At 47.6% G+C, this 13,489-nt stretch carries 14 protein-coding genes; 3 read left to right on the top strand and 11 right to left on the bottom strand.

Annotation, left to right across the window (positions count from 1 at the left end; all coding sequences use genetic code 11):
- Positions 1-22: 22 nt before the first annotated feature.
- The gene (locus tag L5M11_RS03960; RefSeq protein ID WP_263191422.1) at positions 23-577 is read left to right on the top strand and encodes a DUF1415 domain-containing protein; all 555 of its coding nucleotides are present in this window, start codon (positions 23-25) and stop codon (positions 575-577) included.
- Here L5M11_RS03960 and L5M11_RS03955 read toward each other — a convergent pair.
- From L5M11_RS03955 to L5M11_RS03905, 11 genes are all read right to left on the bottom strand, one after another.
- A complete protein-coding gene (locus L5M11_RS03955; protein ID WP_263191421.1) occupies positions 572-790 on the bottom strand; it encodes a hypothetical protein in 219 nt (72 codons plus the stop codon). The genes L5M11_RS03960 and L5M11_RS03955 overlap by 6 nt on opposite strands.
- A gap of 117 nt (positions 791-907) precedes the next feature.
- On the bottom strand, positions 908-1,591 hold the full coding sequence (locus L5M11_RS03950) for a methyl-accepting chemotaxis protein (protein ID WP_263191420.1): 684 nt from the start codon (positions 1,589-1,591) through the stop codon (positions 908-910).
- Positions 1,561-2,820 carry a methyl-accepting chemotaxis protein gene (locus L5M11_RS03945; RefSeq protein ID WP_263191418.1) on the bottom strand — a complete coding sequence of 420 codons (1,260 nt, stop codon included), beginning with the start codon at positions 2,818-2,820 and terminating at the stop codon, positions 1,561-1,563. Before L5M11_RS03945 ends, L5M11_RS03950 begins: the two co-directional genes overlap by 31 nt.
- Before the next feature lie 321 nt (positions 2,821-3,141).
- On the bottom strand, positions 3,142-3,672 hold the full coding sequence (locus tag L5M11_RS03940; protein ID WP_263191416.1) for a DUF4303 domain-containing protein: 531 nt from the start codon (positions 3,670-3,672) through the stop codon (positions 3,142-3,144).
- A gap of 122 nt (positions 3,673-3,794) precedes the next feature.
- Positions 3,795-4,268, bottom strand: a complete 474-nt coding sequence (locus tag L5M11_RS03935; RefSeq protein WP_259563264.1) for a RhsIA family immunity protein — start codon at positions 4,266-4,268, stop codon at positions 3,795-3,797.
- A 185-nt stretch (positions 4,269-4,453) separates the two neighbouring features.
- On the bottom strand, positions 4,454-5,740 hold the full coding sequence (locus L5M11_RS03930) for an acetyl-CoA hydrolase/transferase family protein (RefSeq protein ID WP_263191415.1): 1,287 nt from the start codon (positions 5,738-5,740) through the stop codon (positions 4,454-4,456).
- Between the two features lie 169 nt (positions 5,741-5,909).
- Complete coding sequence (locus L5M11_RS03925; RefSeq protein WP_263191413.1) at positions 5,910-7,046, bottom strand: ABC transporter permease; 1,137 nt, start codon at positions 7,044-7,046, stop codon at positions 5,910-5,912.
- Positions 7,036-7,992: an ATP-binding cassette domain-containing protein gene (locus L5M11_RS03920; RefSeq protein ID WP_263191411.1), complete on the bottom strand. Its 957-nt coding sequence runs from the start codon at positions 7,990-7,992 to the stop codon at positions 7,036-7,038. The genes L5M11_RS03925 and L5M11_RS03920 overlap by 11 nt, the downstream gene beginning before the upstream one ends.
- Positions 7,989-8,999 (bottom strand): HlyD family secretion protein, encoded by a 1,011-nt coding sequence (locus L5M11_RS03915; RefSeq protein WP_263191410.1) that lies wholly within the window; start codon positions 8,997-8,999, stop codon positions 7,989-7,991. The genes L5M11_RS03920 and L5M11_RS03915 overlap by 4 nt, the downstream gene beginning before the upstream one ends.
- Positions 8,999-9,700, bottom strand: a complete 702-nt coding sequence (locus L5M11_RS03910) for a TetR/AcrR family transcriptional regulator (protein ID WP_263179696.1) — start codon at positions 9,698-9,700, stop codon at positions 8,999-9,001. Before L5M11_RS03910 ends, L5M11_RS03915 begins: the two co-directional genes overlap by 1 nt.
- A gap of 185 nt (positions 9,701-9,885) precedes the next feature.
- Positions 9,886-10,233: a hypothetical protein gene (locus L5M11_RS03905; protein WP_113938914.1), complete on the bottom strand. Its 348-nt coding sequence runs from the start codon at positions 10,231-10,233 to the stop codon at positions 9,886-9,888.
- A gap of 793 nt (positions 10,234-11,026) precedes the next feature.
- On the opposite strand from L5M11_RS03905, the gene L5M11_RS03900 reads away from it, so the two are divergent.
- Together L5M11_RS03900 and L5M11_RS03895 are read left to right on the top strand one after the other, a co-directional pair.
- A complete protein-coding gene (locus L5M11_RS03900) occupies positions 11,027-11,884 on the top strand; it encodes a hypothetical protein (protein WP_263191409.1) in 858 nt (285 codons plus the stop codon).
- Positions 11,885-11,895: 11 nt separating this feature from the next.
- On the top strand, positions 11,896-13,224 hold the full coding sequence (locus L5M11_RS03895) for a DUF4785 domain-containing protein (RefSeq protein ID WP_263191408.1): 1,329 nt from the start codon (positions 11,896-11,898) through the stop codon (positions 13,222-13,224).
- The last annotated feature ends 265 nt before the right edge of the window (positions 13,225-13,489 follow it).

The raw sequence follows: 13,489 nt of genomic DNA, 5'->3' as shown, positions 1-13,489 counted from the left end.
TAAGCACGAGCAAACGACCGCCATGAACGAAATTGACATGATCACTCAACAAACCGACGACTGGGTGAAAAAAGTGATCATGAAATACAATATTTGCCCCTTTGCCAGACAAGAAGTCGAGCGCGGCAGTATTCGGTATCTGGTGGTGGAACAAACTAAAGTCAAACTCGTACTCAAGGCATTGATCGAAGAATGCCAATACCTCGACGCCCACCCCGAATCCGAAACCACACTGTTTATTCTACCCCGTGGTTTTGAGGGGTTTTATGCTTATCTCGACCTCATCGACATGGCAACCGATACGCTTATCGAACACGAGTACGAAGGCACTTATCAACTCGCCACCTTTCACCCAGACTATTGTTTCGATGGTGAACCACAGGACGGGGCAGCCAACTTCACCAACCGCGCGCCCTACCCAACCCTGCACATCATCCGCGAAGCCAGCATGGAGTTAGCCCTTCCTAACTACAACGATCCCGAAACCATCCCAGAACGTAACATCGCCTTTTGCGAACGCAAAGGCAGCGACTTTTTCGTCAAACTGTTAGCAGAATGCATGGGGAAATCCTCATAACAGCCCAAATACGGCAGCTTTAATGAAATTGCGGCCCTTATCACTGAAGCGGATGAAGCCCTTATCACTGAAGCGGATGAAGCCCTTTTCGATAATAACGTCAATATCCAGCCAACCTATGTTGAGCTGATTAAAACGATGATTGTTAACCATGTAGGGCTTGAATAAGGCAACCAGATAATCGAGCAATTGGAAATCATGGCCTACTAACACAAGTAGGCCACAATAAATAAAACATTATAAATCAATGCTTTAAAATAGCTTACCCGCAGGCATACCGACGATATCTTTATCATGGTCGTTAATGCTCGCGAATAAGATCTGTCAAACCTATAACTGAAAACGTCTTAGTAATTCTTTTAGCGTAACACCAAGGCTAGCAAGATCATCGGCGGAGCGCGCTGTTTCTGCCGCGCCATCAGCGGTTTGTTCGGCAATATCCCTAACTCTCACAATACTTTTATTAATATCTTCTGCCACGGCGCTTTGTTCTTCCGAGGCGGCGGCGATTTGATGTGTCATATCCTGGATACGGCTAACCGCATCGGCAATATCCACTAACATTTCACCCGCTTCGCGGGATAATGACACTGCGCCATCACTTAATGTTCGGCTTTTGGTCATCATTTGTACCGACTCCAGTGTCCCCTTTTGCAAATTAACAATCATATTTTCAATTTCTTCAGTAGAGGATTGTGTTCGACTCGCAAGGCTTCTCACCTCATCGGCCACCACTGCAAATCCCCGTCCCGCCTCACCTGCTCTTGCAGCTTCAATGGCCGCATTTAGCGCGAGTAAATTGGTCTGTTGTGCAACCGATTTGATCACATCAAGGACGGAACCGATACTGTCACTCTCAGATTGTAAGCGCTCCATCGCATGTGCCGTGGTCGCTATTTCCTTGGCTAAAAGTTCGATTTGACTGACCGCTTCAATAACTTTTTTATTACCTATCGCAGTGGTGTGATCCGCCTCTTTAGCCGCTAGCGCGACATTTTCAGCACTGGTAGACACCTCTTGTACTGTCGCCCTGTCGCCGCCATTTCATTAATCGCGGTGGCAACTTGGTCAGTTTCACTACATTGATTTTGCATACCCGCACTATTTTGTTCTGTGACCGTAGAAAGTACTTCTGCCGATGAAGCCAACTGCACCACGCTATCACCTATTTGTGTCAACACTTGCTTAAGGGTGCTATTCATTTCACCCATGGCACGCAATAGTTCTCCCATCTCATCCTGACGCTCTGAGTGGATAGTGCTGCTTAAATCACCTGCGGCAATTTTTCTCGCTGTAAGGAGGGTTTGTTTAAGTGGCCCGACAATTTGTCCACTGATTAACCACGCAAGTAAGGGGCCGACAACCAAGGCGACAATTAACGCACCGAGTACCACGGCCTTTGCTTGGGCATCAGCGTCTGCCCGTTTATGCTTTTGGATGTCAACTAATTCACGAATATTCACCATCAATGTTTGTGCTGCGCCGCCCATTGACTGTGCTAGGTTATCCATATCACGGTTAACATTGACCATAGCATCAATATCATGGTCGTAACGGTCCAATATCTGAATGGCTTGTGCGGTATCCTCTCCCTTAAGAGTGGCGATAGTCTGTGACAATCTGGCAATGGCATCTTTTGCCGTTTTTAAATTGAGATCACTAGCATCATAGACATAGCCTCGGATGTGATAACGTAACATGGTCATTTGCTGGCTAACACTTAAGGCATCTTTTAATAATTCAGTATTTTGCGTTGCTTGCGCCCTGTTGGTCATTCTATCGACCAGCTCCGCATAGGTGGCAACCAACTTGGCCCCCACTTGAGCACCCGTGACTTTCAATTCCTGTTTATGCTTAAACACATCACTAAACTGATTTATCGATTGATGATACCGATCCATTGCAACTAACGATTCTTGAAGATACTGCTGATCGTGGGCATCGCTAGACGCTGACAATTGTTGCTGTAAACCGCTTTTTGTATTTTCAATTAAGCTCTGGAGTTCATCCAATTTGGTTAAATCGCCATTTGCAATAAATTCTAATCTTGCGGCCTTGGCCGCAAGCAATGTTTTATCGACATTGGCAATAAACTCCAACCGACTACTGCTGATATCGATTGAGGTAAGTCCCCTGTATCCAGCCGCTGCCACAATAAATATCAGCAATAACAAGATCCCAAAACCAAGCCTTAACTTATTGGTTACCGTCATGTTTCCTAGCAGGCGGCGCAAACCTTCCATTTAAATACCCCATATCAAATTTAAAAATGAATATACAAATCCAATGCAATTGTAATGAGTTTTTCATGGCCGTTTATTGACCCAGTTAACCAATCTATAAAATACATTATATGTATAACATTTAAATTAAGGATGTATTGTGGAAGTCAGAAGCAAGAGAAAGCATTGCGGGAATGACAACAAAAATGAAAGAGTGATGACATGTCATCGTAGAAGGCCATGAATGGACCATTATTAAAGAGAAGATTAAGGCGTGTCCGCAAGTAGCGGCATTCGATTTACAATAGACACACAGCCAAATTAAAACAATAAATTTGAGCACTACGACAAGGCTGGTGACATCACAATATCCGATACATCTTCGTCATGGTCGATACTAAAGGCCATAAAACCATCGGTTTTAGGGATCGCTTGATAGACTTCAGTTTGGGTAAACTGCACTAGGCATTCGTTAAACACTGCGCGTATTTGCCGCACTATCTCCTCCCACTCACTAAAGTCATCCTCGGGTAAGCTCTGTTGAATCCTCTGTAACTCATCCTCTGAAAGCACATAACATGTACTAAAACATTGATACTCCCAGTCACCTGTATTGAATTTAAGTTCTTGGATGGCCTCAGGGCTTTGGTATGACTCAGCCCATTTCCCAGACTGGTAATAGGCTAATTGCTGCTGAAAATCTGCCTCGGTATTAAAACAAAGATTTAATTCTGCGTATTCCGCATGGGTGTCAAAAGCAAAGGCATAAAAGGTTTTATCTGGATGAGCTAATAAAAATTGCTCAACCTCAACCGTTGTAAACCGCAATATCTCGGCTTTGATTCGAGCAATAAGAGCATTATCTAATGGCATAAAGATGTTCCATTTACACAATATTTTTTGTGTCTCAGTGCATCACTTAAATTAAACCGACGTTACTAAACTCAATGCTTTAGTCATTTTTTACTGACGTCAAGCATTGAGATTAAGCTGAATTAAAGGATTTGTACGCTCCATTTCTCATTGCCATAGCGACGATTTTTATAGCTATCGATACGCCATTCATCGGCTTTTTTGAGAGCAATAAACAAATACTCATCTTCGAAGTTAGTGTTGGTTTTAATATAAATTTCGGCTCTGCTTTTATTTTTTAAAGTAATTTGCACTTCAAGAGGATGATCGCAACCATTAAATTTTGAAGGAAACCCGAAGGAATTACGCACTTTTCCGCCGTAAACACGGGGCTTATCGGTGCAAAAATCGTCAAATAATGGCGCTATTTGCTCACTCAGTAAAGCAAACCAATCGGTTTGCTTCGCATAATGGAATTCAGCCACTGGCAATTCCTGCCGTAGCTTATCTTCTTCGGCAGTTCTTTCGGTATAGAGGGTATTTTCGATACTGTTCCAGCGCGTACAAAAAGATAACACCCTCTCTGTTAAATATGCTTTTAATTCAATCTCATCCATTTAAATCATTGACTCCTTTCTTTATAAGTCTGTCGGTCAAACCCGCCAAGAGTTTATACCATATCGGGACAGACGAATGACTCTTTACCGCGATTAAAGGACGTATTAAAACCAACCCCTTACGCTCAAACGAGCTTGCACCACTGCAAACTCGGCAGCAAGCCATAACACCAAGATTTACAATGCTATAGATTTAATCCCCACACATCAAAGGCATCACGACTTAATTGTTCCCTAAAATCTGGGTGAGCGATGGCGATCAGCGCTTGTGCCCGTTCGCGCAGGCTGCGGCCGCGTAGATTAGCGGCGCCGTATTCGGTCACAATATAATGCACATGGGCCCGAGTGGTAACAACCCCTGCGCCAGGTGATAACACGCTTGCAATGCGAGAAAGCGTTCCCCCCGCGGCAGTGCTGGGCAGCGCAATCACAGAACGACCACCTTCGGATAACCCTGCGCCGCGGATAAAATCCATCTGGCCACCGACGCCGGAATAGATTTTAGTGCCAATCGAATCGGCGCACACTTGGCCAGAAAGGTCGACCTGCAGCGCCGAGTTAATCGCCATCACATTAGGGTTTTTACGGATAATGGACGTGTCGTTGACTTGCTCTATATCCATAAAAATAACCGCAGGATTATCATCAACATAGTCGTATAACTTTTGACTCCCCAGGGCAAAACCTGTGACGAGTTTCCCCGGATAAAAACGCTTCTTGCTGTTGTTAATCACGCCCTTTTCAACCAGTTGCAATATACCATCAGAAAATAGCTCAGTGTGGACGCCTAAGTCTTTATGTTCGGTTAAGCAAGACAGCACGGCATCGGGGATCGCTCCTATACCCATTTGTAAACAATCGCCATTACGCACCAATTGGGCAACATTTTTACCGATCGCCAAACTCACCGCATCCCCCGTCGCGAAGGAATGAATGGGCAACGCCGCGCTCTGCTCATACACAGCGGCAAAACGGTCGATATGGATAAAGCTGTCACCATGGGTGCGCGGCATTTGTGGATTAATATGAGCGATGATCTTACCCGCGACTTGGCAAGCTGCGAGCGTTGCTTCAACCGAAATGCCTAAGGAACACATGCCATGCTTATCGGGTGGCGACACTTGGATAATTGCGGTATCAATTTTTTGCTCGCCGGAACGAAATAACTTAGGCACTTCAGACAGGAAAATCGGCACATAATCCGCGTCACCACTTTGCAGTAATGCCCGCGTTGGCAGCCCACCGAAAAAACATCGATGGCGTAAATGCCCCTGTAAACTGGGATGGCTTAAGGATTCGGCGCCTTCAGTATGTAACTGTAACAGGGTGAGATTTTCTTTGGTGAGTGCATGCTGCGCCAACGCATCTAATAAAATGCGCGGAGTGGCGCCCATGGAATGAGTCCACAGCGTCTCGCCGCTTTGAATAAAAGCAACCGCATCGAGCGCGCTATGACAAATGATTGGAGGCATAATGAATTCCCTTCGCTAAGCATGATGGCGGCAATCGCCCTAGCGGCAGTGTAAGGGATATCCTAATTAAGCAACATCGATTTCAATGGCTTAGCGCGACTGTTTACTGATAATTTGCGCTATATCAAAACTCGGCACTTTGCCCTTGATGATGAAACTCAGTACAGGGTTAATCCAAGCGCTTCGAAAATCTCATACTGGCAATCAATAACCCAATACAAGTAAAACCTATCATCCACAGGGCATCAAATTGCAGATCCATCACTTGGGCATCGCGCAGCACTATGGCCCGTGACATGCGCATAAAATGGGTTGCGGGTAAGGCTTCGGCAATCCACTGCGCCGCGATGGGCATGGCTTCGTAGGGGAACATAAATCCCGACAAGAGAATCGATGGCAGGAGGATAAATACCGTCATCTGCATCGATTGCAACTGGGTTTTCGCTATGGTCGAAATCACTAATCCTAAGGTTAAACTGGCGCAAATGAACAACATAGCGGCAAGGGCGATAGAATCAAGCCCGCCGCGAATGGGCACATCGAACAACAGATGCCCTGCGCTCAGGATAATGGTCACTTGCACAAAGCCAACCATCACATAGGGCACGATTTTACCCAGCATCAACTCCAGTGGCCGCACAGGCGTAGTGATCAAAAACTCCATATTGCCCTGCTCGCGCTCACGCACTATGGCGGCGGAAGTAAACATCACCATGGTCATAGTCAAAATCACCCCCAACAGGCCGGGCACGATATTGACCACAGAACGTTGTTCTGGGTTGAAATATTGCACCACTTCAAAACTCGGCATCGCCGTTTTTAGTGCTCTTCCTGCGACTTCATCCAGTGGCATTTGCCTTAGGCTACGAATAGTTGAAGCGACAACCGTATCCGAACCATCCACCAGCCATTGGCCAGCGGGTTGTGCGATATAGGACTGGGCTAAATATTGCTGACCCACAAAGCTTGGGTGACGCACTAAGCGCTCATCGAGATCAGCGGGCAAATACAGCACGGCTTTGACTTCGCCGCGAGTGATCGCCGCCTCAGCCTCGGCGGCACTTAAATATCGCTGCTTAAAATCTACTACCTGCGTTGCTTCCACCGCCTTAACCAGTGCGCGACTGTAGGCAGAATCACTCAAATTAACTAACCCAGCAGGCAGATGGCGAGCATCGGTATTGATCGCATAACCAAACAACATCAGTTGCACTAACGGGATCATGATTATCATGCCAAAGGTCATACGATCCCGCGACAACTGCCGCAGCTCTTTGACCACAATCGCAAAAATCCTACGCCACATGGTCAGTCTCTCCCTTGGAAACCCCAGCCAAGCGCTCGCCGGTGCAAGTGACAAACACATCCTCAAGGCTAGCGCGCACTTCTTCCATCGTCCGGCTGGCAACTCTTGGTTTAAGCCAAGCGAGCGGATCTTCAATATCGCTGCGCACTAACACCCGTAAACGACTGCCGATTTGCGCCGCCGACAATACCGCAGACTCGCTGATCAGTGATTGTTTTAAAGTGCGTAAGTCATCCCCTGAGATCTCAACCACCCGAGCCCCCATCGCCGCCATCAGTTGCTGGGGCGAACCGTCGGCGCGTTTCATCCCCCGCTCTAAAATCGCAAGACCATGGCAACGCTCGGCCTCATCCATATAGTGAGTCGACACAAGTATCGTAGTGCCTTGGGCACAGAGATCGAATAAGCGCTCCCAAAACTCGCGTCGATTTTCAGGATCGACCGCCGATGTCGGCTCATCGAGAAACAACAATTCGGGGTGATGTAAGGTTGCTGCCGCTAAGGCCAAACGCTGTTTCTGGCCGCCACTCATGGAGCCCGCCATTTGTTTCTCGCGGCCGACTAAATCGTATAGCGTGACTAACTCGGCTATTCGCAGCTTTGATGCTCGGCGGTTAAGGCCATAAATTTGCGCGACAAACTCTAAGTTTTCCCGCACCGAAAGATTGTCGTACAGGGAGAATTTTTGCGTCATGTAGCCAATGCGACGGCGCAGTTTTTCCTCGGCGCCGGGTAAGGTTTCACCCAATACGCGGATATTCCCCGATGTGGGACTCAGTAACCCAGTCAACATACGAATTGAAGTCGATTTTCCGCAGCCATTGGGGCCGAGAAACCCATAAATTGTGCCCTTGGGAATGGCGAGGTCGAGGTTTTCCACCGCATTAACACCACCAAAGGCGCGGGTCATCCCTTGGGTCTCGATAGCAAAATCAGCGCTTTTCATGGCTGCTCCACTTTTTGCTGCACTCCTTGCAGCACATCGAGTTGCAGCACATCGAGTTCAACTTCTAATGCCATGCCAGTAGGTAGGTCCTGATCTGTGGCGGAAATAGTAATATCGGTCAAATACATTAAGCGCGCTCGATCACGTTCATTCAGCGCATAAAATGGCGTGTAAGCAGGTTGACTGCGAATATTGCGCACAGTGCCAGCAATCGGTATCTCGCGGCCATCCACAAGAATATTGACGCTATCGCCCGCCTTCACTCTGTCTAACCAAGTCGCGGGCAGGTAAACTCGTACATAGGGATCCTCGCTCGCCAGTAAACCAATCAACTGAGTGCCTGCGGCAATGCGATCGCCGACTCGCCAAGGCAACGTATCGACAACGGCATCACGCGCCGCCACTAAGCTCAAGTCTGCTAAGGCTTTTTGTTCGATGGCTACACTGGCGCGAGCTGCAGCCACCGCCGCTTTGGCCTGCTCTAGCTGCTCACTACGGGTGCCATTTTCTAGTAGTCGCAGGCTTTGCTGCGCCTCGGCTTGCTTAGCGAAACTGGTATCCCGCGCCGCACGGGACGTATCTAAATCCGCTTGGCTAAGTACTTTAGTGGCAAATAAACGGTTTGTTCGTTCAAAGGCTCGCTGAGCCTCTTTCACGCTGGCATTTGCCCCGTCGAGCACGGCCTTGGCGCGTTCTATATCCTCTAAACGCGCACCTGTGACCGCCTCAGAAAGTTTAGCTTTAGCCTGTTCAAGCTCGGCTTGGCGCAGGGCGAGGCGCGCATTAGCAGAGGTTGTATCGAGCTGAATTAACACCTCACCCGCCTTAACCTGTTGACCTTCAACCACATTCACTTGAGTAATCAACTCACCTACGGGCGCGGTAAGCGTCAGCCTGTCCCGCTCGACAGTGCCAAGTACTCTGGGCGGCGCTTCAGTGCAGCCGACTAATAGCAAGATCACACAACCCACACTCACGTGCGTAAGAATTTTAAAATTCACACTCATTACGACTTCCTCGGTTCACGCAGTACACCTTGGGTAAAAACCTGCATATTGTGCAGCGCTAAACGCTGTAAACCATCAGCATCAGCACTAAAAAAGCCGAACTGACGCATTAACACCGGGGGCGCAATAAGCGGAAAGACCATCAGACTCACGAAACTGAGGCGTGCTAAATCGGGATCTAATCCCTCTTTCAATAGCCCCGCATTGACTAATGTGGATTCGAGCCATTGCCGCGAGAGGGATAAAATTTGCTCAAAAACAGACAACATAATGCGATAGGGTTCTGAGCCATCGCCTTCCTGTAACACCCGTATAATCAACCGTGGCAATCCCAGGTTAGGTGCCATAACGCGATAATATGTCTGCATAAGTTCACCCAAGTTATTAGGGGCATCCGCAGCGGATATTTCGCGAAAACGCGCTAATACGGGCTCAAGGGTTTCCCGCACCATTTGTTCGAACAAGCCCGCTTTTGAACCAAAATAATAACGAATAAGTGCGGCATCAACCTCGGCTTCGCGGGCAATTTCACGGGTAGAAACACTGGGATAACTGCGATGACTGAAGAGATTTAGGGCTGCGATAATTAAGCGTTGGCGGGCATCGGAATCCCCTTTCGGACGACCAGGAGTCTGCGGCTGTGATTCAGTTTGGGCGGTAAATGGCACAACCCCCTTTGGGCGACCGGGAATAAGCGACATGGCAAGCTCCAGCAAAATTCATCTATTGATGAATATACTGAAAAGCCGCGTAAAAAGGCAGCAGTTAAATTCCTCATTTTCATTGATATTGAGGAATTTAACCCTAGCACTGCAAGGCTAAAATTTGAGTACCGTTCAATCGAAAAATTAAGCGGCCTTCTATTAAAGATTTATACAGTAAAAGCTTATGCGCCTTTCACTATCGCACTCAAACGGGTAATGAATTGCTGTACGGCTTCAACCGTGTCAAAACTAAAGGCAAGGCCATAGTGGGTTTCGGTCAAACTCTTATGCAAACGTTTGGGGAAACGTGTCATCTCAGCATTGTGGAAATAGTCGTATTTGGCATGCACGCCTGCAATAGTGGCAAGTTCGCCGGAAAAGACTTCGAATGCAGGGCGAATAATCAAGTTTGGTGATTTACCGTCGAGGTGTAAATAGAAAGCCTCTTTGGTTTCTGGGAGCATGTATTCTGTAATGTTTTTTATGGTGAAGTTAGTGCGACATTGCAGTCCACTTAAGCAACTCACCATCTTATTATGTTCTATCGCCAAACTTATTCTCCCTTGTTTGTTGTCTATTTAGATTAAACCTGCCCATATCGCGCTACTTTTTCTACTCCCTGTCAATCCATGGCTCAGATGACTGATTCAGATGAGAAGAATGTCATCTCGGCAATGTTGGTTTTTATCCTGTTTATCCCACTTTACCTCAGCTCAGCCTAATCGGTTTAGTCTTTAAATGCACTAAAGTGATACCCATATCCCAGAGTAAATGGGCGAGTTTGAATTATTTATCACAAAAAACCTTTATATACAGAACGATAAACCTATTAACTCAAACGCTAAGTGGGTGTCACAGAAAATTCTTTTGTGTAAGCAAATCGATATTTCAAACACGATAAAACACAACTTGGTTTATTAGGTATTACTTATCATCAGGTTATCAGCCTTTAGTTTGACATTAAAACGAACCGTTCAAAATGCGACCCAGCGATTGCATTTTATGATGATTGTTTTACTTGCCAGCTTAAAATGTTGCGTCTAGGTTAATAAGCTTGAGTTAAGTCCTGTTGATAATAGCTAAGTTACGGCAATCACATTTGATGCCAACGTAAACTAGCGCATTCACGCTATCCCGTCGTATTCAGGCCTTAAGTCATGTTTTACCCAAAGTGAGTAACCCGCGCTTAAGCGCCTATAAACCGAGCCATGCCAGCCGATTTCAAGCTTATTTACGGCAAATCCTGCATTAACTGACTTGCCCTAAACTGTCGCAACGGACTGGCGGCCACAATCAACAAGACCAACAACACGAGATATAGCCATGAAGATCAAAAAAGCCCTCATGCTCTTGGGTCTGTTCGCTGTCAGCCCAGTAACGTTAGCCGCAACCGGAGTCGCCTTTATCCATGGTACGGGTCACCAGACCAATGCCTTAGCCGATTACTGGACGCCCGAATTTGTTAACTCAGTGCGCCAAGGCATCCCAGTGCCAAACAATTACACAGTGATCAACTGCGACTTTGACCAATATATGTGGGAAGAAAGCGCCGCAGGTTGTCTGGCCACGCAGCTCAATAGCTTTATCCAAGCCAAAAATATCGACGACTTAATTCTGCTGACCCACTCCAATGGTGGCAACGTAGTGCGGTGGATTTTATCTAACCCAACGTGGGACAGCCGTTATCCTGCAGTGATCAACGCCACCTCAAAGGTTATCGCCATCGCGCCTTCCAGTGCTGGTACGCCGCTGGCCGATGCGGTGAACCAAGGTAATGTGTTCGAAACCAGCTTAGGCTGGCTCTTAGGCTATGGCAGCAATGCGGTGAAACAACAGCAAGTCGGTTGGATGGCAAACTACAACAACGCTTGGCTTAATGGCACAGCGGGTCGCCCATCGCTGGGTAACCCCTTCGAAGTCGTGGTGGGCTCAGATGTTGATTCCGCCATTTGGGACAGCGACAGTTACTGCGCGGGTTATCAATACCAAGTCGCGCTCGAAACCACCCAAAACTGGCTCGATAGCTGCTCCGACGGCTTCTTAAATTGCAGCTCACAAAAGGCGGCTGGCACTGTCTGGTTTACTGATAAACAAAAGACCCGTGGCCAAGAGCCCTTAAGCCATCAGCAGAGTCGTCGTACGTGTTTCAATTTAGACACGCTGATCCGCAACCACATTTAAGGAGCACTAAGATGCACACACTCAGCAAACTTGCCAGTGTCTTGGCGCTAAGCGGACTGCTTGCAGCCTGCCAAGATGAAGCCACACCCATAGATCCCAAAACCAATGCCAGCCCTATGTACGCCAAAGGGTTAACCCTAGCTGCGCCGAGCGATACCGATTTAGTCGATAGCAATATTGCCAGCCCAACACTCACGCCCATCAACACCAGTACGGATTACATTAGCTTTATCACCCCGCTGTACGGTGAGTATCAAGCGAGTATGCTTAAGCTTGAGCAAGCCAGCCAAAGTGACGAGTATTGGGTCAATGTAACAGGCGCACAGCTTAATGCGGGCGTGGGCCTCACCATGAGCCAAGCGTCTAGCTTAGTGCGCATTGCACCTCGGGGCGATACCCGCTCTGGCGCCTTAATGCATGCAGAGGCTATTGCCCCTGAGCGCGTACAAATTCAGCGCGTTACCCCTAATCAGTCACCCCAAGGCAAAGCAGCCAATAGCAGCGGGATAAACACCAATGAGTCACTGGTTAAATCAATGGTCAACGCCGATGCTTTGGCTAGCGCAGGGTTAACCGATGATTCCAGTGCATTGCAAATGTCGGCGAAAGCCACACCGGGCCAATATCGCCTGCAGGTCAGTCAGCCGTTAACGCCAAGCGCCAACTACTTAGTCAATGTGAAGGAAAAAGGCTCGCCCTATCAACTGAGCGTCAAAGCCCCCACCGCCATCGCGGCGGATGCGCAAACCCTTGGGCTTGAACTCGCACTCAGCCAAAGTGATAACGCCTTTGTGCCACAAGCAAAACTCAAGCAAGCCGATGGCGATATGCAACCACTGACGATGGTAAAACAAGGGGAGACATGGCAAGCGGTGATCCCCGCGGGCGTCGCACTTTCGAGCAGCAATGCAGGGTTCAGTGAAATTGAAATCACAGTGCAAACCCAAGTCGATGGCCGTCCTGTGCAGCGCACGGTCAAATCTGTCTTTAAGTCCTATGTCAATTCGGCGAGCATCAAGCCCGAAGTGCTCACGGTTTGGGATAAAGGCCTGCCTAACCAAATCAACTTTGAGTTATCGGTCGCCGAGGCGGGACGTTTTGGCTTAAGTGGCACGTTAACGGGCACCAATGCCGAAGGTCAAAAGGTAGCGATTCTACGCACCCAAGCGGCCAATTGGCTGACCCCAGAGTCGCCGAAGTTAAAGCTGATGTTAGATCCTAAGCTTATCCAAGCCTCGGGTTTACAGCCGCCCTTCGAACTCAATGAATTAGAACTGCAAGATCAAGGTCAAATGGCCAGATTAAGCTATCAAGCCAAAGCACTAACCTTAACGCGCTAATTCAAAGGGACCAATGTTAAGGGGCTAACGTTAAGATACTTAGCTTAACGTGCTGATAAGTCAGGCTTGTTAGCCTTAAGTTCCTCTCTAATACAAAGTGCCCAATCACGGGCACTTTTTTATTGTTGATCTTTTGCAATCGACACCTAAAAGCCATCACCTTATTTAACATCTAGCGCAAAGCACAAACTGTTGACAGAAAAATGACAAGCTAAAGATTATTTACCACACCTCACCCTGATAAAATTTACATTGATTATCAAGG

Origin of the sequence: Shewanella sp. SM87, from assembly GCF_025653705.1 — a bacterium.
GTDB lineage: Bacteria > Pseudomonadota > Gammaproteobacteria > Enterobacterales > Shewanellaceae > Shewanella > Shewanella oncorhynchi.
Note: the sequence above shows the minus strand (reverse complement) of the source record. Positions and strands in the feature narration are given on the sequence as shown.

Excerpts from the sequence above, each read along its gene's own strand:
- L5M11_RS03960 (WP_263191422.1), top strand. The coding sequence starts at position 23 with ATGAACGAAATTGACATGATCACTCAACAAACCGACGACTGGGTGAAA.
- L5M11_RS03945 (WP_263191418.1), bottom strand. The coding sequence starts at position 2,820 with ATGGAAGGTTTGCGCCGCCTGCTAGGAAACATGACGGTAACCAATAAG.
- L5M11_RS03940 (WP_263191416.1), bottom strand. The coding sequence starts at position 3,672 with ATGCCATTAGATAATGCTCTTATTGCTCGAATCAAAGCCGAGATATTG.
- L5M11_RS03935 (WP_259563264.1), bottom strand. The coding sequence starts at position 4,268 with ATGGATGAGATTGAATTAAAAGCATATTTAACAGAGAGGGTGTTATCT.
- L5M11_RS03930 (WP_263191415.1), bottom strand. The coding sequence starts at position 5,740 with ATGCCTCCAATCATTTGTCATAGCGCGCTCGATGCGGTTGCTTTTATT.
- L5M11_RS03925 (WP_263191413.1), bottom strand. The coding sequence starts at position 7,046 with ATGTGGCGTAGGATTTTTGCGATTGTGGTCAAAGAGCTGCGGCAGTTG.
- L5M11_RS03920 (WP_263191411.1), bottom strand. The coding sequence starts at position 7,992 with ATGAAAAGCGCTGATTTTGCTATCGAGACCCAAGGGATGACCCGCGCC.
- L5M11_RS03915 (WP_263191410.1), bottom strand. The coding sequence starts at position 8,999 with ATGAGTGTGAATTTTAAAATTCTTACGCACGTGAGTGTGGGTTGTGTG.
- L5M11_RS03910 (WP_263179696.1), bottom strand. The coding sequence starts at position 9,700 with ATGTCGCTTATTCCCGGTCGCCCAAAGGGGGTTGTGCCATTTACCGCC.
- L5M11_RS03905 (WP_113938914.1), bottom strand. The coding sequence starts at position 10,233 with ATGGTGAGTTGCTTAAGTGGACTGCAATGTCGCACTAACTTCACCATA.
- L5M11_RS03900 (WP_263191409.1), top strand. The coding sequence starts at position 11,027 with ATGAAGATCAAAAAAGCCCTCATGCTCTTGGGTCTGTTCGCTGTCAGC.
- L5M11_RS03895 (WP_263191408.1), top strand. The coding sequence starts at position 11,896 with ATGCACACACTCAGCAAACTTGCCAGTGTCTTGGCGCTAAGCGGACTG.